Source organism: Marinobacter alexandrii (genome assembly GCA_039984955.1).
Lineage (GTDB): Bacteria > Bacteroidota > Bacteroidia > Cytophagales > Cyclobacteriaceae > Ekhidna.
On the sequence record JBDWTN010000007.1, the window covers coordinates 1500171 to 1523837 of the forward strand.

General features: G+C 38.5%; 22 protein-coding genes. 6 read left to right on the top strand and 16 right to left on the bottom strand.

All coding sequences use genetic code 11. The annotated features are described in order from the left end of the window. Positions 1-2: 2 nt before the first annotated feature. Together ABJQ32_12980 and ABJQ32_12985 are read right to left on the bottom strand one after the other, a co-directional pair. Positions 3-2423 carry a S8 family peptidase gene (locus ABJQ32_12980; protein MEP5290556.1) on the bottom strand — a complete coding sequence of 807 codons (2421 nt, stop codon included), beginning with the start codon at positions 2421-2423 and terminating at the stop codon, positions 3-5. 401 nt (positions 2424-2824) lie between these two features. Then, the gene (locus ABJQ32_12985) at positions 2825-3277 is read right to left on the bottom strand and encodes a hypothetical protein (GenBank protein ID MEP5290557.1); all 453 of its coding nucleotides are present in this window, start codon (positions 3275-3277) and stop codon (positions 2825-2827) included. A 77-nt stretch (positions 3278-3354) separates the two neighbouring features. On the opposite strand from ABJQ32_12985, the gene ABJQ32_12990 reads away from it, so the two are divergent. Next, a complete protein-coding gene (locus ABJQ32_12990; protein ID MEP5290558.1) occupies positions 3355-3579 on the top strand; it encodes a helix-turn-helix transcriptional regulator in 225 nt (74 codons plus the stop codon). Between the two features lie 245 nt (positions 3580-3824). On the opposite strand, the gene ABJQ32_12995 is transcribed toward ABJQ32_12990, so the two are convergent. The 12 genes from ABJQ32_12995 to ABJQ32_13050 all read right to left on the bottom strand — a co-directional run bounded on the left by ABJQ32_12995 (position 3825) and on the right by ABJQ32_13050 (position 16548). Further along, positions 3825-3992 carry a hypothetical protein gene (locus ABJQ32_12995; protein ID MEP5290559.1) on the bottom strand — a complete coding sequence of 56 codons (168 nt, stop codon included), beginning with the start codon at positions 3990-3992 and terminating at the stop codon, positions 3825-3827. Beyond that, positions 3985-4272: a helix-turn-helix domain-containing protein gene (locus tag ABJQ32_13000; GenBank protein ID MEP5290560.1), complete on the bottom strand. Its 288-nt coding sequence runs from the start codon at positions 4270-4272 to the stop codon at positions 3985-3987. Before ABJQ32_13000 ends, ABJQ32_12995 begins: the two co-directional genes overlap by 8 nt. 72 nt (positions 4273-4344) lie before the next feature. After that, positions 4345-5061 (bottom strand): hypothetical protein, encoded by a 717-nt coding sequence (locus ABJQ32_13005; protein MEP5290561.1) that lies wholly within the window; start codon positions 5059-5061, stop codon positions 4345-4347. A 23-nt stretch (positions 5062-5084) separates the two neighbouring features. Then, positions 5085-6335, bottom strand: a complete 1251-nt coding sequence (locus ABJQ32_13010; protein ID MEP5290562.1) for a tyrosine-type recombinase/integrase — start codon at positions 6333-6335, stop codon at positions 5085-5087. A 245-nt stretch (positions 6336-6580) separates the two neighbouring features. Then, positions 6581-6721 carry a hypothetical protein gene (locus tag ABJQ32_13015; GenBank protein ID MEP5290563.1) on the bottom strand — a complete coding sequence of 47 codons (141 nt, stop codon included), beginning with the start codon at positions 6719-6721 and terminating at the stop codon, positions 6581-6583. Positions 6722-7013: 292 nt separating this feature from the next. After that, the gene (locus ABJQ32_13020; GenBank protein MEP5290564.1) at positions 7014-11849 is read right to left on the bottom strand and encodes a BspA family leucine-rich repeat surface protein; all 4836 of its coding nucleotides are present in this window, start codon (positions 11847-11849) and stop codon (positions 7014-7016) included. Between the two features lie 600 nt (positions 11850-12449). Continuing rightward, entirely contained in the window at positions 12450-13316 is an 867-nt protein-coding gene (locus ABJQ32_13025; protein ID MEP5290565.1) for a zinc-dependent peptidase, read from the bottom strand. A gap of 134 nt (positions 13317-13450) precedes the next feature. Then, positions 13451-13996 carry a hypothetical protein gene (locus ABJQ32_13030; protein ID MEP5290566.1) on the bottom strand — a complete coding sequence of 182 codons (546 nt, stop codon included), beginning with the start codon at positions 13994-13996 and terminating at the stop codon, positions 13451-13453. Positions 13997-14061: 65 nt separating this feature from the next. Further along, positions 14062-14847: an amidohydrolase gene (locus ABJQ32_13035; GenBank protein MEP5290567.1), complete on the bottom strand. Its 786-nt coding sequence runs from the start codon at positions 14845-14847 to the stop codon at positions 14062-14064. Continuing rightward, positions 14844-15404 (bottom strand): peptide deformylase, encoded by a 561-nt coding sequence (def, locus tag ABJQ32_13040; protein ID MEP5290568.1) that lies wholly within the window; start codon positions 15402-15404, stop codon positions 14844-14846. The genes ABJQ32_13035 and def overlap by 4 nt, the downstream gene beginning before the upstream one ends. After that, positions 15401-15814, bottom strand: coding sequence for a Holliday junction resolvase RuvX (ruvX, locus tag ABJQ32_13045; GenBank protein ID MEP5290569.1), 414 nt, complete (start codon positions 15812-15814; stop codon positions 15401-15403). Before ruvX ends, def begins: the two co-directional genes overlap by 4 nt. Continuing rightward, positions 15814-16548, bottom strand: coding sequence for a hypothetical protein (locus tag ABJQ32_13050; protein MEP5290570.1), 735 nt, complete (start codon positions 16546-16548; stop codon positions 15814-15816). Before ABJQ32_13050 ends, ruvX begins: the two co-directional genes overlap by 1 nt. Before the next feature lie 80 nt (positions 16549-16628). On the opposite strand from ABJQ32_13050, the gene ABJQ32_13055 reads away from it, so the two are divergent. The 5 genes from ABJQ32_13055 (at position 16629) to ABJQ32_13075 (ending at position 22311) form a co-directional block, all read left to right on the top strand. Next, positions 16629-18260: a S41 family peptidase gene (locus ABJQ32_13055; protein ID MEP5290571.1), complete on the top strand. Its 1632-nt coding sequence runs from the start codon at positions 16629-16631 to the stop codon at positions 18258-18260. Then, positions 18260-19417: a homogentisate 1,2-dioxygenase gene (locus ABJQ32_13060; GenBank protein ID MEP5290572.1), complete on the top strand. Its 1158-nt coding sequence runs from the start codon at positions 18260-18262 to the stop codon at positions 19415-19417. The genes ABJQ32_13055 and ABJQ32_13060 overlap by 1 nt, the downstream gene beginning before the upstream one ends. Positions 19418-19635: 218 nt before the next feature. Then, positions 19636-19881, top strand: a complete 246-nt coding sequence (locus tag ABJQ32_13065) for a hypothetical protein (GenBank protein MEP5290573.1) — start codon at positions 19636-19638, stop codon at positions 19879-19881. A gap of 81 nt (positions 19882-19962) precedes the next feature. Next, a complete protein-coding gene (locus tag ABJQ32_13070; GenBank protein ID MEP5290574.1) occupies positions 19963-20871 on the top strand; it encodes a hypothetical protein in 909 nt (302 codons plus the stop codon). A gap of 18 nt (positions 20872-20889) precedes the next feature. Beyond that, positions 20890-22311 carry an SLC13 family permease gene (locus tag ABJQ32_13075; protein ID MEP5290575.1) on the top strand — a complete coding sequence of 474 codons (1422 nt, stop codon included), beginning with the start codon at positions 20890-20892 and terminating at the stop codon, positions 22309-22311. Here ABJQ32_13075 and ABJQ32_13080 read toward each other — a convergent pair. Together ABJQ32_13080 and ABJQ32_13085 are read right to left on the bottom strand one after the other, a co-directional pair. Beyond that, entirely contained in the window at positions 22284-23180 is an 897-nt protein-coding gene (locus ABJQ32_13080; protein ID MEP5290576.1) for a DMT family transporter, read from the bottom strand. The two genes, ABJQ32_13075 and ABJQ32_13080, sit on opposite strands and share 28 nt — an antisense overlap. Before the next feature lie 33 nt (positions 23181-23213). Then, complete coding sequence (locus tag ABJQ32_13085) at positions 23214-23666, bottom strand: PH domain-containing protein (protein ID MEP5290577.1); 453 nt, start codon at positions 23664-23666, stop codon at positions 23214-23216. Position 23667: the final 1 nt, after the last annotated feature.

Sequence of the window (23667 nt, forward strand, 5' to 3'; positions counted from 1 at the left end):
AATTAATTATCTAATTCAATTTCTTGATCAGCATCAAGGTCTGCTTCAGCGATATTTACTATCTCATTTATTGCACGAACTTCATTGTAAAGTAAACCTGTCTTTTTTGAGCTTTTCAAATTCTCTTCAATTGTGATCGCCATCGAAAACTCATGTTCTTTTTTATATTTATCTGTAGAAATAACTTGAGTATTTAATAAACAATGTACCGCGAGCTTCAGTCGAGAGTTTTCATCTGTTAGGTCATCAACCCCTATAAGAAATTGAATTTTCTGAGAGTTGGAAGGCGGAATGGGCTTTGACTTGAAACGATTATTCTGGGACCAACTTGACTTTAGTTTTGACTTAAGAGTTGCTTCAGGCATTAGTATTTGATCTCCCGTCTGATTACGGAAAAAAGCAAAAGCCATATGTAATGGGCAATAGCCCAAGTGGTTATTAGTAACAGGTTCAAAACTAAAACACAGTGTCGCTGTAATCTTAAGAAGACCATTCTTCTTCCCAAGGTTATACTGTGTCAGATAGGATGGAAAATTAACAGGAATAAGCTTCATCTTATCAGGCTCAATGGAATCCTCTATAACAATGGTTATTTGATCGTCCGAGGATAGTGTTGCATCGATCTCTGATACCAATCCATTGCCAACTGTCTTCCTTCTCAAGTTCTCCATTTCTTTATCGAAAGGAATTAAATCAGTCGATGCGGAATTTAGTATTAAAGCCTTTATTGATTGAGCTTTAAGTGTGGGATACTGTCTTTGAATTTTAGCCGCAATATTAGCGACTAAGGGTGTTGAAAAACTCGTACCAACATCCCGAAAGTAACCTGTCTCTGGTTTAGCTGATAGTAATTCAATTGACGCTTGTAATCCGGTTCCAATGAATGGACCCATTTTCTCAAAATCACCGCCTTCATATATCACATCAGGCCTAAATAAATTTCTATTCTGCTTATTTACTGGGTACAACTCTTCGAGATTTATGTAGCAGGTCCTTGAATAAAGTGCTGGAAACTCCGGTGACGGTGATATTCCATTAAACACGTCACTCATTAAGTTACCAGCTGAAGCACCAACTATAAGATTATTCATACTTTCAGCCGGAGTACACAAGTTGCTATCCTCCACCTCAAAATAATTTAGATTGTAATCATTCTGATTTGCTGAATCATTATTATTCGCAGTACATATAAATACAATACTATCGGTCTGATGTGCGAACAAGTCAAGTTCATATGCATATGACGAAAATTCCTCGTTGGTTGCTTTAGGTATTTGGTAACATGTTGTCAAAACAAAAATGATCGTTTCAGGATATTTTTGTTTTGCTTGTCTCAATAGACCAATTACTTCACTTGATGATAGATATGCAGAGTTCCCATCCAATATTTTCATAGACAGTAACCTGCAATCCGTCTCAATTTTTCCTCTATATCCAACATCATAAGGACTACGACCAAGAGCTGCCAAAGCTGCGACAGCAGTCCCATGTCCATATCCATCATTCGCATTATCAAGATATACACTGGTAGATGTTAAGTTGAAATCTTCGTCCTTAACCAAAATAGAATCTAAGGGAGTTTCACGGCTTATTCCTGTATCTAATATTCCAACAATTGGAAGGTTAGCGTCAGGGTTGGAAATTTCAAAGCCATAGTCACGTCCTACAACATTTAGCTCGGAGGGTCGGACTACGGTTGAAAAAGATGATGTGACACTCAGTATTGCATCAAAGTTTTTGACAACCTCCTGAATTATTTCATCACTTATATTTCGTACTTCAAGCAAACCACTTGATTCTACAAATTTGAATTCAATGCTTCTTGATTGCAAATAGCTCGATAATCCTTTGTAGATACTGGAAATTTCACCATGACCTACTGGAAACTCAACCAACCTGAAATTCATTAGGTCCCCCAGTTTATCGTAACTTATAATTTGTTCTGTGGTAAGAAGATTAAAGTCTTTGATAAATTTAACTTTCGGGTTGTATTCAGCATTTGGGTTTTTTCCTGATTCTTTGTCAATGAATCCTTCTATATCTTTTAGTAGGATGTCAAACTTATCTTGATCTTCAATCACAAATAAACCTACTCTATTAAACATAGTGAAGGTTACTCCAAGCAATCCAAAATCCTCATACCATGAGGGAAGAAACTTGTCGATTATGAACTGGTCTTGAAAAAGGATTTCGATGTAATCAAAGTGAGTTGGTATGTCAAGTTTGGGATTTCGTTCTTCTACCCTCACCTCTCTATCTCTTGTAAATCTTTTATAAGAATCACTAAAGACTTTTACCATCAACTCGTAATCCTTTTCTGCGTCATCATCCTTGTCTGAATTAAATCCATAATTGAACTGCATTTCCCTTGTGCCTTCAGTCTGAACAATTGTATTCAGTTTAATATGGGGTTGTTTTGCCATGGTGAACTAATTAAACGGTGCCTCAATATAACTTATGGGACCCTTATGAGCTAATTTTACAGAAAAGCCAAATTCTCCATTACCGTATACAGTGCATTTCAGAATACTTTATCAAGTATCTTTTAACCTGGCAACGTTGCAGCAAAGTTACTGCAACAACACAAAAACTACCTTTCGAGCTCAAAAATGAAGATTATGAGCGTTGCAGCGTTACACGCTCAAAAACCTGCGAACCTTTGAATGACCCACGGTCTTCCATATATGGCATGTATCATAATTTGTTAGCGAAGTACCTTGGATCTTTTAGAAAATCATTGCTGTAAATAGTTCAACATTGGATTCCTACATCAAAACCAATTATATCGTTTAATTCTACGGATTATTGATTTAGGTTGGATGTTTCACTTAAAATCTATATTCTCAATCTTTACCGTTTCATTTTGGCGATAATAGATCCAACATTCATATTCAGTCCTTACCATTGCCCCAAAGTCATTTTGACTGTCTACATATCCATCAACGTAATACCTATCATCTCCTAATGATAAAAGCTTCACTTCATTGGGTTCGGGAAACGAAGCTGTGGATGGAGCCTTCAGATGTTCTTTTATAAGGTCATGACTGAAGTTGTAAGCTTCGATACTTAACAAAGCACCCCGCTTCGCAGCTTTCTTCTTTTCATCCTCCTCCAAAACGAATTTCATTACAGCTCTTTTTACACTATCTCTTCTTGCTATCTCTTCTTTCGACAAAGCATCAGCGGTTTCAGATGGGGAGTTGGTGCAAGATGAAAATGCGATAATAGAAACGATAAGAATCATAGTTAGGGAACGCAATCGAAGTAGTGTATTCATAAATGATAATGAAAGAATTATAGTATATATACTTATGCTAAAATACTTAATTATTGTTATCGCCTATCATTATCTCTGTGGAAGAGAAAAAAAGGGTAAAACCAAGCGAAACAATTACGGAAAGGCAGGGTCAAGTTTTGCAGTTGATAGCTGATGGACTGGATAGTTATGAAATTGCTAAACAGCTTGGTAATAGCAAAAGAACTATTGATTCTATCCGTTTGGATATGCTCCGCCGTTTTGATGCTACTAATTCTGCGCACATGGTTGCAATTGGAATTAGAAAGGGTTGGATTAAATAACTTTTGAAGTTTCTGAGCAAGGAAATCGAGCCCCCTAACCCCAAGATCAAGGAGCAAAAATAACTTCGTCAGCCACGTCGCTGAGGTTTCTCTTTTATTTTACTTCAAGCCCCTGTTGAAAGTTTTTTTGATGATGTGGGTATCGGACTTGAACCAAATTCTCCCACACTGAACGAACTGTATTCCCCCGAAGTAGTTTTTATGACTTGATTGCTTCCTACTAAACAAGTTGTGCTAAGCTTTTTCTAAGTGTCTCTTTGTTGAATTTTTTGAATCACTTTCTTAATTGCAGCGTTTGCTGATTGCTTAGTTTCCGGGTCAGTATAGGGATTTTTTAAAACCTTATTTAGCTCCCTTAATTCTCTATTAAGGATTGATAGTTGAACAGCTCTTTTTCTTTTCTTTTTACCCATGATGGATATTTTTTGACTGGAAATACTGTTCAACTTCATGAAGCTTAAACAGCGTCTTCCTTCCAATTTTCTCAAAAGGAAGATCTCCTGACTTCATCATCTTATGAAGTGTTCCTAAGCTTATGTTATACACATCGCATATTTCTTTCCGAGACAATCGAGTAAAGTCTTCATTGACATTAACATCATCAGTTCCGTTGCTATGCTTTAGTTCCAGGACTAAATCTTCGATATCAGTTAATTTTCTAAATAAAACCTGGAAGGGATTTTCGTTTTCCATCACATCATTCATTTTGATTCGTAATGATGCAAGGGTATATCTGTAGATTTAGGTTAACATGTTACAACGATGTTACAATTTTGCATTTCGTTGAAATTCGTCTCGATCTTCAGTTGCTTTTAATGTATTTACTGAACTTTGAGAAAGGAAATCAATTACTCGATTGAATTCTTTTAACCTATTTCTATTTGCGTAATGGTTAAGCTTATCGTTTTTAAAGGATGCTATAGTTCTCAACCCTTTGTCTAAAACATCGAGGTAAGTTTGATATAGTCTTCTGCTTGATGGACCATTTAACTCTTGTGCCACCTTTTCAAAATAGAACTCACTCCCCTTATTCAGGTCTATTAATTTCCCAGAATAGAATTGGATTAAGGCGACTTCAAAAGCCGTTCTTCGACCTTTACTTTCTTCGACCTTTCTGGTATTAGCTGTTATTTCCTCTTTCAGAAATTTGAGAACTGGTTTATACTTCCATTCATAATCAGCTGCAAGTCCATGCTCTTTCAATTCTTGATGTAATCTTTGAATCAATTCGATCTCTTCTAATACAAAATCCTTGTAAAAATTAAGTAGTTTTCTTTCCTGCCATCTTCTGTCAATGAATCTCTTTATTAATGCTGCATCTACATTTTCATCACTTTTATAAGATTCAACTCTTGCTGTTTCTGGAAACCCCTCTGCCTCATTAATTTGATGTTCTGATTTATCATAGAACTTAAATTCAATACCATCTTCACGATACTGATTGAGGTATGCTATTAATTCAAACTCAGCCTTGAGTCTCATATTCAAATTTGAATCTTCCTCCATCACCTAATAGCCAGCTTTTTCGAAACCTTCATAATCGGAATATCTGCTGTTGCTTTCTTCATTAAATTCTTATAGCTCCGCTTCGGAATATTGATGTACTGAAGGAAACTTTTATAGTCCTTGTGTCCAGTGTAATGCATTATAATCTCAGCAGGAACTTCTTGTAGGTAGTACTTTGTAGCAAAGGTTCTTCGACCGATATGAGTAGACATCAATTCATATTTTGGTTTAACCTCTGAAATGGTCTTCTTCCCCTTAAACGAGTCAATTTCAAACGGCTCATCTATACCACAAAGCATTCCAAGTTCTTTTACATAATCATTCATCTTTTGATTCGAGATTGGTCTTATTTCCCCATCAATAATCCTCTCAACTATCTTCTCAGATCTTTTTGTCAGAAGAGGTAGCCAAATCAAATGATTGGTCTTCTTATTTCTAAGTGCAAGATTTAGATCACCATCTTCATCCTTCTTGATATGTTGTATATCTATTCTCGTGTAGTCGCTAAACCTTAAACCTGTATCACAAGACAGAATCAAAAGTTCTCTAACATTCGCCAAATATTTTTTCTCTCCAAGATCTGTATCAATAATTTTCTGGATTTCCTCATCTGTCAGAATAATCTTCAAAGTATCAGGCTGACTAATTGGCTTAAAGAGTTGGAAATTACGATTCTCCAGATACGCTCTTGATAGCGACCAGTTTAAAAAGGATTTGAGAAAACCAAAATACCTCTTAATACTACCATTTTTAAGTTCCGTGTGATTAAGAAAGTAGTTTTGAAATTCTTCAAGTACTATATGATCAAAATCATTTATTAATAATTTCTTCCTTCGGAATTTTTCAAAATCATTGAGGTATTTTTTCAGGGTAACGTATTTCTCATAACTACTTGGTATAGACTTCTTCGCTTCCAAGAATTCATCATAAATTTCCCAAGAACTTAAAACTCTTACCCTTGCTGGCTCTAATACTGATTTGAAATATTCGGTTGTGGCTTCTATCCCTTCTCTCTTAGCCTTCCGATAAGAATCTTCTAATAATCCTCCTATTCTATCCAAATCATTATTATAAGCAACAGCTTTAGGTTCAGATGATAATACCCTTTTCCTATTCTTGCTCCAGTGTTTTGGGTTGATTGAAATCCCTGTGTAAACCTTTTTCCTATAGTTTCGACCATCCACAATTAGAGCTGTGATAGCTGTTTTCTTAGCTTTAGAATCTTTTAGGAAAAAGTTAACCGTAGACATACCCAAATATACATAGGGGTAAACCAAGGGGAAAACAATTTTAGATTTTAGTGAATGTAAGCAAGTGATCGTACACCTGAAAAGGTAATTAAATGCGTTTGTGAAGTGTTTTATGATATATTCCTGCCTGCCATAATACAAAGGTTCAAAAGCCTCCGCCTCTGCAGCACAAGCCCTGATGTTTCCATCAGGGTTTTTTTATTTTAGAACGAATCAAGCTTGCTTGAATGAGTGAGAAAATAAAATCACTCTTCGAATGAAATGAGAAGGGCTTGGATTGCATCAGATTCCACGTTAGGGATCATGTAAATAATCCCTCCGCCTTGCCTGCGGCAGGCAGGCTCTGCATAAAACCCCGAATACATACTGTATGAGAGGTTTTTCATTTTAGGGGGTCAACATCCTTTTCTATCTTATACTACTAATCTCACTACCGATTATTAGGGTTAGAACTTTCCTAACAATTACCTACCTAAGTCTTCTAACAGGGATATTCATAGCACAGACTGTTTTTGAAGAGATCAGTAGCATCATTTGCGATTGCATTGAAATGTTTCAAATAAGACAAAGATTGCATAGTGCTTGGGTAGTCCCTGTGAATTTAAAAATTTGTATATCAAAAATCCTCCACACAATACGCATGGAGGATTTATTACAATACCAAATCAAAAGGATTAGCTATTCCTTCAAAACTTTGATTGCTTGTGTTTTACCATTAGATCTAATATGAGCAATATATGCTCCTCTAGGACCATCGAAAGAAACAGACATACGTCTTCCGTCTATTTTTGAAGTCTTAAATCGAACTTCTGATCCTGATAAATTGTAGAGCTTTACTTCTACCTCTGGATCAAAAACTGATGGAGACTCAATAATGAAATATCCATCTAGCGTTGGGTTTGGATAGCACCTTATTGTTTCCGTTTGATTTTCGATAGCCAACGGAATTTCAACAACTTCTATGGTCACCACCCAGTCCTGAGTTGTTGTCCCATCTAGTGCTGTAACGGTAAAGGTCACAGGTTCAGTAAAGTCTAATTCAGTCTCACTTGCAGGGACACTTGTGGCTCCTCTCGAAAGTATCAACTTAGGACGTAGCGCTGTAATCGGACTGCCTGTTATAGCTTCCAAAAAGATGGTGTGATTTTCATCGTCTATGATCGCTGAGCTGAGTTGTTCGTCCAGTTCAAAAAACACAATGTTTGATTCACCGCCTTCGGGACAGTCTATTCCACCATCTGTGATCTTCCAGCCCTTTTCATTGATCAGATAGGCACGGGCCTCTTCGCTGGCACAGAATTTTCTATTTCCTGCTTCTAAGATAACATCTGATCTTACATCCTGTTTCGACCAGCCAATCAATGTACGATCATAGTTGAGCGTGGATAGTGAAGGAAGCGCTTCAATTATTTCGCTGACCTGGGTTACATCCCAATACCCCAGACTCCTGTCAAATGATCTCGCAGAAAAAAACATACGATACATTTTGGTCAAACTGCTAACATCCCACCGTGAAATGTCACTATCAAATACGATAGCACCTCTGAACATTTCCTCCATGCTGGTAACCTTACTGACATCCCATTGACTTAAATCGCCATTGAAAGCTTTTGCATCTCTAAACATATCACTCATGCCAGTAACGTTACTCACATCCCACTGACTTAGGTCTCCATTGAAATTTTCGGCACTTTTGAACGTACCAAACATAGAGGTGACCTTTCGAAGGTCCGGCTGATCTGTGGCACTAAATGTTTCACCCTCCCATCCTGCAAAGGTCAAAGCCATCTGTTTCCATTGGATATCTCCCCACTGATTGACATCTACGAGTTTAGCTAATTGAACATTTCTGAAATTTGGATATGCCCCTATGATTTCGAGCGAGTAATTACCTGGTGATGAAAAATTCACAGCGAGTGTATTACCGTCAGTTTGATTAGAAAAAGATCCACTAGCCAACCTGTCACCGTTTGCATTTTTCCATATATAATCAAAATCAAATATATCCTGACCACTAAAGGATAAGCTGATCTCCTCATTGTTGGATTCGGTCTTCCAGGTGGTGATGAAAGGATCAAAGTCTTGCGCACTGACCACCCATGCCTGGGTAGTTGTTCCATCTTCTGCTGTGATGGTGTAGGTAATTGGGCTGGACAAATCCACTGCCACGCCACTAGCAGGCTCACTTGTGGCACCATCTGATAGCGTAAATACAGGCACTACATTCGTCAGATCTATGTCATTTATCAGATTGGCCGAGACGATATGTTTTTGCTCATCGATGGAAGAAAAGGGCACCAAATCCTGTAGTTCAAAAGTTAAAAAATCAGTACCTGTGCGTGGAGGAACCACTGCTACACTCACTATCCACTCTTTAGGAGTGGTTGCTCCCGGGCCCGTTACATTGTAGGTTACGGGGTTTGTAAAATCGACGCTGGCACCGACCGCCGGATCACTGGTAGCTCCATCGGATAAGGTGATCGTCGGTCTCAGGCTTGTGGGGTTCGTTCCTCTCAAAACCTCTGCGCTTATCGTTAGGTTTTCATGATCAATGACGGCTCTGCGAGTTTCTTCGTCTAACTCAAATGTTAGCATGTGATCATTTGGGAGCGTATGCACGCTTGATTTGATTGCGTACTGATAGTTTGCAAGATTGCCAAAAGTAGATGAACTTGAGGTAGTCACGACCAACAGATAAAGCTCCTCTCCAGCATTTACGTCAATATCGATTTGTGCTTCTCCAACGCCTAAGGCCACTGAACTACTGACGGGTATGTCATGGTATGTATATGATCCTGAAGTGCCTGTTACCACCTTCCCGACAAACTCAGTCCCCTGAACGTTATCTGTACTTCCTGTCAACTTTAGGGTATACGTTGATGCTGCTGCAGAGTCAATTTTGTGGGTGTTCCAAGCATAAAATGTACTTGGCAGAAACGCTTCAAGGGGACGCGTAAAAACGCCATAGGTGCCTGTTTCTGTGAGGACATCACCAAACCTATTGTCTACTGACCCTTGTGCAATGGAAGATCGCTCGCTTTCTTTAAAGTCCTCACTTATCTGTGAATCGGTATAGTCCCAAACAACCGTACGTGCGGCAAATTCTGCAAATATCTGATCGAAATCATGCCCCTCTTCTGCCAGCAGCGTGTTGATGGCGTTAACTGCATTTTGTTCAACTGATCGCGTATTGTACAGTCTCCCCATAAATGCTTCATCAGAAACAAAGTAAGTAAGGTAGGAAAGTAGGATAGAGCTCTGATAAAATCTTGCAAATGGTTCTCCAGCTTGTGATTCAAGGATTCCCAGATGTGGGTCCAATGTATACCTAGCGATACCTCTTAAGGGTTCTTTGTAATAATTCCAGGTGGCCCAGTTAGCGGAAGCTTCTGCCAGCCACTTTCCTCCTTTTTCTAAGGGCACTTGATAGGAATGAAAATTCTCGTGCAGCCAATAAGAGGTATTGCCCTGTTCTTTGCTGAAGATGTTATTGAGGCCAAAATAATCAAATCCTTCGGATGGTATATTTCGTTCACGGTTGACCCATTCATCCAAGTCTGAATGCTGGTACATCCCAATATCAAACGTATTCTTATCATAAGCAATATCTTGTGCCCTTAGGTAAGCACGCTTCCTTCCTTTATCGAGTTGAGATTCTTCTGTTAGCCAAAGACAATTATAGGTGCCGCAATGACGAAATCTTCTATTTGTTCCAAAAGGAAGTCTGAGCGGCTCTACCTCGCTCGTACATCTAGCACTTAGGTCGTGAACAATCTCATCGATTATTTGATCGTTGACCACTTGAACATCCCATAAATTTCCGTTAAACTCCCCAAGGGAAAATGAATTCATGTTAAAAGAACCTACATTGACATCATCGAACCATACGCCATCCGCATACGGAGACATCACTCCGTTGTTAAACCTGAACAATAGGTGATTACATGTGACTGAATCCAATGTTACATCATAAATATTCTCTATGCCATTGGCTGTAATGCGAAGTTGATCTTGTACCTGACTGATATTGAGAACTCCGGATGTGAAAAATTCCACCGTTTGCCCTTGTGTATTGGGCATTATTTTTAGAGATAAAGTACCGTTAAGTGATGAGAATTCTTCAGCCAGAGAAACGTCTATTTGCTTACCAATCATCCCAGGGTGTCTAAAGACATTATTGATGGTATCCGCGTTGGTCGAAACAGTGACAACATTATTCAAAGTGGTCTTGTCATAATCTCCCGCTAACCGCTGAAGGTAAAGAGTCGTATTCTTGATTTTTAGAATGTTTACTCTCTCTTCATTGCTTGGAAAAGAAGCTAAATCATCGACAAGGGCTCTTACGCGATAAAAATAGGTTACGCCAAGTGTTAATCCGTCATCGGTGTAGGATGTAACGTTTGGCCCTACTTCTGCCAGGTCTTCAAAAATGATTGTATCGCCTTTGATGGCTCTTTCTATACGGAATCCAGTTTCATTGGCAGAATTGTCACTCCAACTTAAAATGGCTTCATCAGTGGGGCTGGGACTGGCCGCAAGCCTAGGAGCTGCTATGGTTGATGCGCCGTTTGAAACAGACACATCTCTCCAGGTGGCGGTACTTCTTTTGTCATCCGTACTGGCATGAGAAACCAGGCCAACAAAGGTATTCTCCCCCATACTGATCGTCTGTCTGTGAATTTCATTCCAGTCTTTTCCATTTTTACTTACGGAGGCTATGAATGTATTTCCCAATCGCTCCATTTTTAACCATAGTGGGATATCAAATCTCTCTGAATCATCCTCGATATATATGAATTCACCATTGCTACGACCCTTGAAAACTGCGGCATTATTGTTTCGATAAAGCTCAGTCATCGCATAAGAAGCTGTAGGATCCAACGTTTCTCTAATCATCACTCCCTGATGATCCCAATTAGCCTTTGGCATCCGAGTAAGCTGCGCAATGATCTCACCATCTCCCTGCAAGGGCTGGTAAACAAAATGAAAAGAATTTGATGTGGTGGTCATTCTGCCGTTTCCGGAAGTCTGGAAAAATCCATCTTCAAAGGTTGCAGACCCTTCCAGACGTTGGGAGCCCACATCCATAGAACTCCAGTAGTAAGGAAGTGCTGTTTCTGAGATGCTTGTGGTCGCATCAGCAACATTTGAGTATGCTGACTCTTCTGTATCGGTGATGGCACTTACCCGATAATGATAGGTCGTGCCAGCGGCTAAATTAGCATCCGACAATGATGTTGTGTTAGCTGGCAGTATGGCGAATGACTCAAACCCACTATCTGCACTCAGAGACCTTTCTATTTTAAATCCTGTTTCAATGCTCGCATTATCTGTCCAATTAAGCGCCACCGTACTGTTTGAGATAGTAGTGGTGGTCAATCCCGTAGGAGCGGGTGGAACTTGAGAATGGACACTTACCGGCTGTATTAGCATCACAAAGGTGAGTGCCAGGTAAATAATAATTTGAAAAATAAACGACTGGGAGGATTTTTTGCTTGAAGTATGATTAATCATGGAGTTATTATTAATAATTCATCACAATTGTAAAGACGCTCTTACCAATTATTTAAAAAACGCCTATCTACAAATGCCCTACATGGATCAAACCATAGACGAAGCAGGTAAAATGACGCATGAAATGAGCATAAAGATTCGGAGGCGAACCTATACCAACCGCCGTATGAATGTTTATCGCGAATTCCATGTGTGCGATTGAAAAACAAATCCTATACACATGAAATGAAAGTGAACAATAGATATCCTATTCTTTTCGTACTAAATCGAGCATTAGTTTTTAGCGGCAAATAGTGTAATGAGTGTAATTTTTTCATGCTTTGATTCCATCTACAAGAGGAGACCTCCAAAACAAAGTAACAATCAGTGGTTGAAAACTCTAAAATGGGCAGTGAATTGGATACAAGAAACTTCAGAAAGAAACTTCTAAAAATGGGTTTACTTATCAAGCTAAATGAGCAACCAAAAGGTATGTCTCATCGGGCGGCTTTCTTATATAAGTTTGATAAAAAGGTCTACGAAAAGCTTAAAGACAATGGATTTGTCTTTCCTTTATAAAGGATTAATCCATCTAAGTTAATTCTCTTGGAATTTAAATTCTCACTCAATACAACATCTCTTAAACTTCTTTCCACTCCTACATGGACAAGGTGAGTTTCTCCCAATCTGTTTTTTATACTGAACTGGCAAAACTTTTCCCTTTGCCAAATCCTGATTGAAAACGCTGACAAGCAATTCATATAACTCAGGGTGCTTTTTTTTCAAGAGGCGCGGCTGCTCAAAAAAGTATTCACTAGCCACTGCAAAAAACTCTTGATGGTTGGTAGTAGCATATCCATCTATATCTGATCTATTCGCTACAATATCTTTGGTTTTTATTCGAATGGTGTTGATCCAAGGAAGAGTGTATTCCTTGGATTCATAGCCTGGCGGGATTCCGTCAATTAATCCATCTTCCTTATCAAAGAGGTGCACAAATTCATGAATCCCCACATTTTTTCGGTCATTTCCATTGTTAAATCCTGCATGCAAAGAAGGCTTAGATAGAATCACTTTACCTTCCATCACCCCACTTCCCACCATCCCGGTGATGACTTCCTCTTTACTACCAATATTAAAATTTCGATCAAAAGATGAAGGATACAAAAGAACTTCATCAAGGAAGCTATATTCCCATGAAGGAAAGCCGAAAAGAGGTATTACTGCACTACTGGCCACTAGCAAACGATCCTCAATGGTTACATCAACCTTAACTCCCGTTATTCTTGTCGTCGCAAAAAACCTTTGGATATCTATTTCAAATTTCAAACGATCTTCAGTTGACAACTGACTGTAGAAATCAATTTTACTCTCAAGTATTTTCTTCCATTTCTGCGGTGTTTCGTATGCTCTAAAGGAGTTTTTCTTCCTAAATAGAAAGTAAAATGAGAAGACAACTATAGAAAGGGCAATTAATAATAGAGTCACGTCTGTTATACTAAATGACAACTAAATAAAGCCGATCACTAATCAATATCTGAATAAGCACCAACATTACTTTCACCTGAAACATTTAAAAAAACAGAAAAATCTTATATAGAACTCTTGAGGAGAGCTAAACCTTAGTCCGCCTCAGTAGCTAGTGCTACTTTATTAAAACTCTGCTTCATTTGTAGAAGCTGTTGTTCGCTGCATAGTTTGGTATCTTCTAAGAAGTAGAAAATGTATTTGCCAAACATGGGATCTACCTGTATATCAGAAATATTGGACAGGTTATTCACTATTTTATTTAAATCTTCTTCTAAATGTGTGCTCATTCCTAAAAATGAAGGAAGATTAAATTCGATAGCAAGGCGAAGAAATCTAACTTCCACATTCGTTGGATCACTCTCTACTACCTCTTTCATGATCTTATCATATTTCATTACCTGAGACAGCTTTGAAAACGGATTCCAAAGTACTTGGGCTAATAAGGCTTCCGATACCGCCTGATATGCTTTCGCAGTTGAGTTTGGGTTCTCTATTTCAGAGATAAACTTGTGGAAGTCTTTCGAAGTATCCGGGGTTTTTACTGCTGCATGAAATTCGGATCTGATTTCACTTAATGACTGACTCCATCCGAAATTGAATAGAAAAACAGATAAGAATAATGGGAGTAATGCTTTCACATTGTATTAAACTCCATTGGAAATGAAATGTTAGATTTTATCGTCAAATAGTCGTGAAGTAGACTTTACTTTAGGTCAAATCCATCAGCGTCTAATTGAAAAGGGAATTTTTCACGATAATCTAATAGTTCCTGTGCCAAGAGTTCAACGTTCATAATCTCTTCTGCACTAGAAAAAGCAAGTTGTTTTCCTAAAGCGGAATAAGCTGCTGTATGACCGTTATAACTTTTTTTGGAAGCATCAACTCCTATTCTGTTCACTCCAACAGTGTAGGATAAGTTTTCGATTGCTCTGGCGGCTAACAAGGTATCCCAAGCATTCACTCGAGTATCAGGCCAGTTAGCTACATAAAGTAATAAGTCGTACTCATATGGTCTTTCCTTAGACTTCTGGGAACGAGCCCATACAGGAAATCTCAAATCATAGCATATCAATGGACAAATTCTCCATCCCTTATACGTTACAATCAATCGTTCTGACCCAGCTGTATAATTCTCCCCTTCGTCTGCAAGATTGAAAAGATGTTTTTTATCATAATGTTGTGAAGAGCCATCGGGGTAAACGAAGTGTAATCGATTGTAAAAGCTATTCTTTTCCTTGACAATATAACTCCCAACAATAGCTGCTTGCTTCTGACCGGCCATTTGACGCATCCATCTAAACGTCTTACCTCCAGGAGGTTCAGCAAGGCTCTCAGGGTTCATTGAGAAGCCTGAGGTAAACATTTCAGGCAGCACAATTAGATCTGTCTTATCTATCGACCAAATTTTCTCCTCGAACATGGCCAGATTGGCATCAATCTGCTCCCAGTGAAGATTAGCCTGAATCAATGAGACATTCAAGTTATTCATGTCTTTGGTATTCTCACCCGATATTCAGCATCTGTCTTACCCTTACTGATATTTGCAAGTTTGCCTTTTATTAGTCGCTTCTTGAAGGGCGTTAAGTAATCAGTGAAAAGCTTACCTTCAATATGATCATACTCATGCTGAATCACACGAGCTTTCATACCATCAAATGTCTCTTCCTGTAGATTCCAATCTTCATCAAAATATTCAATCTTGATCGTTGGTTTTCTATTCACATCAGCACGTATACCAGGTATGCTTAAACACCCCTCCTCAAAAGCCCACTCTTCTCCCAACTCTTCAATCATCACCGGATTGATAAAAGCTTTCTTTATTCCTTTTATTCCTCCCTCATCTTCGTCCTCCATAGGAGTAGTATCTATCACGAAAACTCTTAGAGACTGTCCTACTTGTGGAGCGGCCAAGCCCACACCTTGCGCAGCATACATGGTCTCGAACATGTGTTCTACAAATTCTTTTACGGAATCATCTCCTTCGGCTACCTCTGCAGCTTTCTTTTTCAAAACAGGATCTCCGTACAATACAATTGGAAAAATCATGAAATACTCTCTAAATACGACTGTAAAATTATTGTGGCGCTTACTTTATCTACGTTTCCTTTGTTTCTTCTATCTTTCTTCTTCATCCCCCCAGCAATCATGGCATCCATTGCCATTTTAGATGTAAAGCGCTCATCGTGCAAAACTAATTCCATCGAAGGAAATACTTTTTTGAATCTGTTAATAAATGCTTGAACCAATGGTGTCGCATTCGTATCCCTTCCATCGGTATTTTTGGGCATCCCAATAACAACCCGTACTACTTCTTCTTTTTGAAAATACGACTTAAGAAACTCCTCCAACGTATGGCTAGGTAAAACATCTAGCGCGGAAGCGATAATGCTCATTGGATCTGTGACCGCCAAACCAGTTCGTTTGGCTCCATAGTCTATCGCCAATATTCTTGGCATCAATTGAGTGTACTAAGTACTTTGATTTTTTTGTGAACTTCTTTTTCTAAATCAATGGCCTTCGGAAAGAAAATAGTATTCTCGATCTCAGCATGATAAATCATCTCACGATCAAAAGCTTTCATTTCACTGATAAGTACTCTACCATGCAAGCTTGCTGGACAAATACTAGAAACAATTTCTCTGATTGCTCCAAATTCGTCATCTTCCTGATGTTCAGCAAATTCGTGCTCAAGAGAATATTTCCTATACGTTATCAATTTGCTAAACGGAGCTCTTTCCTTACCATTCTTGATGTCAGCAAGTAATTGGATATATCTAAATGTAGTGTCTTCCTCTTCGTAAATATGCTGAATGAAGTCTTCAACAAATTCAGGAAGAACATTTTTTAGAATTTCATCCTGCTCCCATTTTTTTGCTAAATGAACAATGAATGGGAGTTTGTCTTTAATAAAAATATGATGGCTGTGTTTCAAGTATTCAGTCAAGAGCTCAATTGGATATTTTTTAAGCTCAGAAAAACTAAAACGATGACATGAATCAAAAAGGTAAAAGCTATTTATCACTTGCTCTCTACTTAATCCCCTTTCTTCGCAGATCTCCTTAAGTTTTTTTTCGGGTGCCTCAAAAAAGTCTACACCTAGGTAGTGTAGTGCTCGTGCGTACACGTAGTTTTCGTTTACAACTTGACCAATGGTTTTCTCGAAGACCATACACAAAAATAACTCCTTCATCGAAGCAAGTCAACAGTTTGGGACTCAATACGTTTCATAACCCCTTAAATAACCCTTATTTTTGAGTTTTATTATTGACTATGAGTACGCATAATAATTCCAAACGAGCCATTCGACTTCCTATGTACATTACCATTACACTATGTGTAGGAGTATTTATAGGTGCAAACATGGCTGGATCCACCTCGGCACCCACTTCAAATTTCATGGAGAGCCTAAATAAGTTTAGGCAGGTACTTACCCATATCGAGAATGATTACGTCGATGAAGTAGATAGCGATGAATTAGTTGAAAGTGCTATCACACAGATGCTAGAGGAGCTTGATCCCCATACTTCATACATCCCAGGAAAAGATCTCGAATTGATTCAATCAAGGCTTGAAGGTAATTACCAAGGTATAGGGGTCGAGTTCAACATTTTTAAAGACACCATACATGTGGTGACGCCTTTGAGTGGTGGCCCATCTCAAAAATTAGGAATAAGGGCAGGAGACAGAATTGTGAAAGTGGAAGGCGAAACTGTTGCCGGCATTGGTATTACCAATCAAAAAGTAGTTGAACTGCTAAGAGGACCTGGAGGATCAGAAGTTACCGTAAGCATAAAACGTGAGGGAGAAGATGAGTTGATTGACTTTACAATTGAGCGGGATGTAATTCCACAATATTCTGTAGATGTATCTTATATGGTCAATGATAAAATAGGATACATCAAAGTAGCACGATTTGCCAATTCAACCTATCTAGAGTTCAAAGAAGCACTTCTTAAACTCAAAGACCAAGGTATGGAGAAGTTGGTTATCGATCTTACAGGCAATCCTGGAGGATACCTCAATAGAGCCGTACAAATAGCCGATGAAATTTTGAGTGGAAGACAAATGATCGTTTATACCAATGGCAAGGAGAAGCGCTATGTAGAAGAACACTACTCCGGTGAAGCCGGAGATTTCGAAGAAGGCTCACTAGTGATTATGGTTGATGAAGGTTCCGCATCTGCTTCAGAAATTGTTGCCGGGGCAGTTCAAGATCATGATAGAGGACTCATTGTAGGGCGAAGATCTTTTGGTAAAGGTTTGGTGCAACTACCTATTGGTTTGAATGATGGATCAGAACTGAGGCTAACCATTTCCAGATACTATACGCCTAGCGGAAGAAGTATTCAAAAAACGTACACCGGTGGCAATCTTGACGAATATTACAAAGAAGCTTATGATCGATACGAGAATGGAGAGTTATATTCTTCTGACAGCATAAAATTCAATGACTCACTTGCATATAAAACTGATAAGGGGCGAATAGTGTACGGAGGCGGTGGTATTACCCCAGATTTCTTTGTCCCCTTGGATACCACTCAGGGCAGCCGATATATGAATCGATTATTTAGTACAAATTCGCTGCAAGAATTCACAGTTAGTTATGCACAGGAGAATAGAGACTGGCTAGCAGACATGGGTTTTGACAAATTTAGAAATGGATTTGAAATAACTGATGATATGCTTGATGAACTAGTCTCAATCGCTGAAGGCAATAAATTAGCATTTAATGATACAGCGTTTAATCGATCGAAAAATTTGATTAAACTTCTATGCAAAGCATACATCGCAAGGGGAATTTGGGATAATGAGGGCTTTTATCCGATCTTTAATGAGCAAGATGAGATTTTTCAGAAAGCAATAAAGCTGATGGATGAAGCAGATAAAATAGCAGCCAGATAATGACTTACTATCACAGATTAGGTGAAATTCCTCCAAAAAGACATACTCAGTTCAGACAACCAGATGGTAGTTTGTATGCTGAAGAATTAGTATCGTCACGTGGATTTTCAGGCATCTATTCTAATTTGTATCATACCTATCCTCCAACAAGGGTAGAAAAAGTAGGGAAATCCATTCCTTGGAAAACTGAGATTGCAAAAGATCACACATTAAAACAAACTCATTTAAATACATCAAAAGTCGAAACGACAGGAGATGATTTTCTGGAAGCACGAAAGATTCTATTCAAGAATAAAGATGTTTCCATGGCCATTTGTCATCCTACTTCACGAAGGATGGACTATTACTATAAGAATGGACAGGCAGATGAAGTCATATTCATCCATGAAGGCAATGGGTACTTACACTCTCAGTTTGGAAAGCTAAAAATAAAACAAGGAGACTATGTCGTCATCCCCAGAACAACTATTTATCAGTTAGAATGGGATAATGGGCCGTTGAAGTTATTGATTATTGAGTCCGTCAACCCTGTGGAGACAGTCAAAAGATACAGAAACGAGCTAGGCCAACTACTTGAGCATTCTCCATACTGTGAGCGCGACATTCGTCCGCCCTCAGAACTAGCCACCGAAAAAGACAAGGGCGAATATCTTATGAAAATAAAGCATGATGACATGCTTCATGATTACTATTATGAGCACTCTCCATTTGATTTAATTGGATGGGATGGCTATTTATACCCTTATGCCCTTTCAATACACGATTTTGAGCCAATAACAGGCAGAATACATCAACCGCCTCCTGTTCATCAAACTTTTCAAGCACATGGATATGTGATTTGTTCGTTTGTTCCGCGACTTTTTGATTATCACCCGCAAGCTATCCCGGCACCATACAATCATTCCAACATTGATTCCGACGAGGTGCTTTACTATGTTGAAGGAAACTTCATGAGCAGAAAGGGAATTGATAGAGGTTCTTTTACACTTCATCCCGGAGGATTACCCCACGGCCCTCATCCTGGAACTGTTGAAGCAAGTATTGGAGCGAAAGAAACAAAGGAATTGGCGGTAATGCTCGATACGTTCGGCCCCCTCTATGTCACCGAAGTTGGCCTGGAATATGTGGATGAAAACTATCCCATGAGCTGGAAATAATTTCATTTTCCTTGTAACCTTCTTAAATACTGGAAGTATTTCCAATACAATTCAGGCATCAAATTGCACCTTATAACATTTATTAACGGCAATTAACATCTGAATTCGTAAAATTTGAATGTGTTGTGCAACTTTTTCACAGTTGCACACATCTTTAAATCAAGGTTAGGTTTTCAAACAAGAAGTAATAGACGCTCATTCAGAAACAAGGACTAACAATGAAACCCAAGCTCAATAAACTCATAACGCTACTGCTGCTACTCGGCACTTTTGCTTTCTTAATGGAAGCGGAGGAAAGAATATCAGCAGTTGCTCAAAAAGGGCTTTCTAAATGGGCGTCTCTACTTCCTGTGAAACAAGAAAACCTTCAAACAAACTCCATTAATCCTTATGCTCAAAATGTTTCGTTCTTTGACGCATTTCTCTCTGAGCAGTCAAAAAAAGTTAATTCTTTAAACAATTAGGGAAGCGAATTTTCGTAGTGTTTTTAACAAAGTATCTCAGTTTTTCTGATTGTCTTATTTTTGTTGAAACTTGTCACCCATATGAATAATGATTTTTATCTCGATTTTCTTGCCAAATGGCAACAGATCGTATCTATTCTCGTCTTCGTAACATTAGGTTTTGGTGTATTAAACTATATCTTTTATAGGATTAGTTTTTCATCAAAGAAGACCTTTAAAGAGAAGTTTGATCTTGCAAGCGAAAAAGAATCCAAAAAGCTTTTAAGCGGACACATTTTCGTAGCGATTGCACTTTTCTTATTCTGCAACACATTGGAATACGAAACAATGAAGCTAGATGGACTCTGGTTTTTCATTCGTTTGTTTGTTTCCATGTGTATTGGCGTACTCTATGGTTATATAGCCCAGTTGATTATTAAATTCTACTACCCTGGTGTATTAGAAAAGAAACTGAAAAAATTAAGATTTACGCCAAGAATCAACCCAGAGAACGGAAACAAAATGAAACTTCTTAGCGAAGCTGAAGAAGATGCATATCTTGATGAAGGTATGCAGGCTGAAGAAAACGTTTTCTCTGTTGATTATGACGTGTGGATTGATGAATCCACAGGGTATACTAAAATCGAAAAATACAAAGGCCATTTAAGTGCTCTGGAATGTGACCGTTGTGGATTCCAAACGCTTCGACTTCAGAAAGAAGAAATAATTAGCGAAGCTTCAGATACACAGGATGGTGAATTACTGAAAGAGTATAAGTGCTCTTATTGTAATAGAATTAAACGTAAGAATGTTGTTCTTACCCATAGGATCAAAGAGGGTGGAGAAGGAAGTCAACTTATTGATAATCCGCTTGATCACGATTCTAGAATTTCTGTTGTGAAAATCGAAATTCATGGCGTTAACGGAGAGCTCAAGGAATATGATTTCCAAAACTTAGATCAAGCCAAAAACTTTCTGAATGAGTTTAATTTCGAAAAACTAGAAGCTTAGGCTAACCTTTTCATATTTATGATTAGAAAAAAAATTGGGCTCTTTATTGGGCCCTTTTTATTTTGTGTCATTTTTTTCGGAAGTCCATTTGACGGTCTGAATCAAGAAGCTAATGCCGTTTTGGCAAGTACACTTTGGATAGCCACTTGGTGGCTTTCTGAGGCCCTTCCCATCTCAGCAACTGCCTTATTGCCCATTGTATTACTCCCTCTTACTGGTGGTGCTCCAATAGCACAAACAACCGCCGCATATGGAGATAAAATGCTTTATCTATTCGTTGGTGGATTTATCATAGCCATAGCAATGCAGCGGTGGAACTTGCACAGAAGAATTGCACTACACATTATTTCTGCCGTAGGTACAAACTCCAGGTTTATCGTTCTGGGCTTTATGCTGGCCACAGGGCTTCTTTCTATGTGGATATCCAATACAGCTACCACACTGATGATGGTTACCATAGGTACAGCACTTATCGCTGAAATGAAAGAGCTGACAGGAGAATCAGGGAAACTCTTCTTTAAATCACTTTTGTTGGGAATTGCATTTTCCGCCTCCATAGGTGGCGTGGCAACACTGGTGGGGACTCCAACAAATCCAATATTCGTCTCTATTGCCAACAAACTTTATGATCAAGAATTCAGCTTTGCTAATTGGATAGCTTTTGCCTTGCCCTTTTCCTTGATCATGCTAACATTTTGTTGGATTGTGCTTACCCGATTCGTATTCCCACTGCACAAAGTAGAATTACCGATAGGAAAAGAAATGATCCTAAGAGAAAAAAATGCTCTTGGCAAAATGAGTCAAGAAGAAAAAGCCGTTGCAATTGTTTTTATTGTCACTGCTTTTTTATGGATTACAAGATCCTTTTTACTCAATCAGTTTATTTCTGGGATAAATGACACGGTCATTGCCATTGCTGCAGCTCTGATGATGTTTATCATTCCTTCCAAAGAGAAAAAGGGAAAAGCGCTTCTAACATGGAATGAAGCTGAAAAACTACCGTGGGGGGTAATTATTCTCTTTGGGGGTGGCTTGTCAATAGCTGCTGCTTTTCAAAGCTCAAAGCTTGCCGAGTGGCTTGGGCTTCAACTTACCGGAATTGCTGAGCTCCCACTCTTTATTACTATCCTTATCATTGCTCTGGTTGTCAATTTTTTAACAGAAGTTACTTCCAATGTTGCTACAGCTTCGATTATGCTACCTGTATTGGCTTCTTTAGCTGAGGCCATTGGTGTTCATCCATTTTTGCTCATGATACCTGCTACCATGGCAGCTTCATGCGCATTTATGCTTCCTATAGCCACAGGACCAAATGCTATTGTTTTTAGCTCAGGAGAGTTAAAGATGGGCGACATGGTAAGAGCAGGTATTTGGCTCAACCTCACCTCCAGCATCTTAATAAGTCTTCTTGTTTATTTTTTGCTTCCTGCCTTTTTGTGAGTATTTGCAATGTATACGCCAATCCCGACCGCTACCATTCCTACATAGTGTAGGGCATATAAGTTTTCGCCATCTACAACTCCCCAGATTACAGCAAATACAGGAATAATATAAGTTACTGAGGACGCAAACAAAGCATCTTTCATTTGAAGAATTTTATTGAAGATAATAAGCGCGATAGCAGTGCCAAAAACACCTAGCAAACAGATATAGAAAGTTGCCATTCCAGTTCCGTCCACATTCGTGACTTTATACCAGAAATCCGTGAAGCCAAACAAATAGATAGAGGCAAAAGGTCCGACAAGCAATAAAGAAACGCTCGTTACCGTAACTGCATGAATCTCATTTAATTTCTGCTTGATTAAGTTAAGGTTTGAAGCATAGCAAAGTGTTGCAAGAACCACTAGCAATGCATATGCATTAATACCAGTAAGTGAGTTTCCTTTTCCTGCGCTTATTAGAATAGCGGTACCAATAAACCCAATCAACACTCCTAAGTAAACTTTTTTAGTTTGTTTTTGCCTAAAAGCAAAAAGAGCTATCAAGATTGTAAATAATGGAACTAAGCCATTTAAGACTCCAGTAATGGCACTTTCCAATCGGGTCTGAGCAATCGCAAATAAAAATGCAGGTATCAAACTACCTAGCAGTCCGGCAATAAATAAAAAAACAATCTTCTTGCTATCAACAGTCTTGAATCGTTTTAATGCTGACGGGAGTAAGAATAACGAGGCTGCTACAATACGTAAGGAACCCACTTCTTGAGGCGCTAAACCTAAGAGCCCTTTCTTGATGAGTATAAAAGAACTACCCCAGATAAATGCCAAAATAAATAGCAATATCCAGGCTAAAAGAGGTGATTTTTGCATGCGTGCAAGATAGGAGTATTTGGAGAAGAAATGTTATAGCAATGAATACACAAATCGTGTCAAAGCGGAACTTCGTTCAGGTTCTGTTAGGATGTTTACATAAATGTCAGGGTTTGAATTCCTCAGGACTTCAATAAATTCTTCTTCATAATTTGGTGATATAAGAATAGATCCACTTATAAAATCTATTTTTAATCTTTTTAAAGAGGCTGCAGGAGAACTAATGGGATTAAAGCTTCTACTTATGCTCTTGATTTCGGAAATTTTGATGCTCATCATTTTTATAAATCCGATTTTAATAGTCAGAAGGTCTCCTTCAACAAAATACTTCAACCCAAACCAAAGAAATCCAACCAAGGAATAAATCAGCATCCACATAAAAATCTGAGGTCCCTTATGTCCGTTTGTTAAAATAAAAGTGATGATAAGTATCCCCCATAAAAAAATGCCAAGCAGTATACTTTTTCTTGAGGTAAAGGCTCTCATG

Coding starts and splice junctions, on each gene's coding strand:
- ABJQ32_13015 (MEP5290563.1), bottom strand. CDS start 6,721: ATGAAAAACCTCTCATACAGTATGTATTCGGGGTTTTATGCAGAGCCT.
- ABJQ32_12995 (MEP5290559.1), bottom strand. CDS start 3,992: ATGGGTAAAAAGAAAAGAAAAAGAGCTGTTCAACTATCAATCCTTAAT.
- ABJQ32_13050 (MEP5290570.1), bottom strand. CDS start 16,548: ATGAAGGAGTTATTTTTGTGTATGGTCTTCGAGAAAACCATTGGTCAA.
- ABJQ32_13065 (MEP5290573.1), top strand. CDS start 19,636: ATGAAACCCAAGCTCAATAAACTCATAACGCTACTGCTGCTACTCGGC.
- def (MEP5290568.1), bottom strand. CDS start 15,404: ATGATTTTTCCAATTGTATTGTACGGAGATCCTGTTTTGAAAAAGAAA.
- ABJQ32_12980 (MEP5290556.1), bottom strand. CDS start 2,423: ATGGCAAAACAACCCCATATTAAACTGAATACAATTGTTCAGACTGAA.
- ABJQ32_13075 (MEP5290575.1), top strand. CDS start 20,890: ATGATTAGAAAAAAAATTGGGCTCTTTATTGGGCCCTTTTTATTTTGT.
- ABJQ32_13060 (MEP5290572.1), top strand. CDS start 18,260: ATGACTTACTATCACAGATTAGGTGAAATTCCTCCAAAAAGACATACT.
- ABJQ32_13085 (MEP5290577.1), bottom strand. CDS start 23,666: ATGAGAGCCTTTACCTCAAGAAAAAGTATACTGCTTGGCATTTTTTTA.
- ABJQ32_13035 (MEP5290567.1), bottom strand. CDS start 14,847: ATGAATAACTTGAATGTCTCATTGATTCAGGCTAATCTTCACTGGGAG.
- ABJQ32_13000 (MEP5290560.1), bottom strand. CDS start 4,272: ATGGAAAACGAAAATCCCTTCCAGGTTTTATTTAGAAAATTAACTGAT.
- ABJQ32_13055 (MEP5290571.1), top strand. CDS start 16,629: ATGAGTACGCATAATAATTCCAAACGAGCCATTCGACTTCCTATGTAC.
- ABJQ32_13010 (MEP5290562.1), bottom strand. CDS start 6,335: ATGTCTACGGTTAACTTTTTCCTAAAAGATTCTAAAGCTAAGAAAACA.
- ruvX (MEP5290569.1), bottom strand. CDS start 15,814: ATGCCAAGAATATTGGCGATAGACTATGGAGCCAAACGAACTGGTTTG.
- ABJQ32_12985 (MEP5290557.1), bottom strand. CDS start 3,277: ATGAATACACTACTTCGATTGCGTTCCCTAACTATGATTCTTATCGTT.
- ABJQ32_13070 (MEP5290574.1), top strand. CDS start 19,963: ATGAATAATGATTTTTATCTCGATTTTCTTGCCAAATGGCAACAGATC.
- ABJQ32_13005 (MEP5290561.1), bottom strand. CDS start 5,061: ATGAGACTCAAGGCTGAGTTTGAATTAATAGCATACCTCAATCAGTAT.
- ABJQ32_13020 (MEP5290564.1), bottom strand. CDS start 11,849: ATGATTAATCATACTTCAAGCAAAAAATCCTCCCAGTCGTTTATTTTT.
- ABJQ32_13080 (MEP5290576.1), bottom strand. CDS start 23,180: ATGCAAAAATCACCTCTTTTAGCCTGGATATTGCTATTTATTTTGGCA.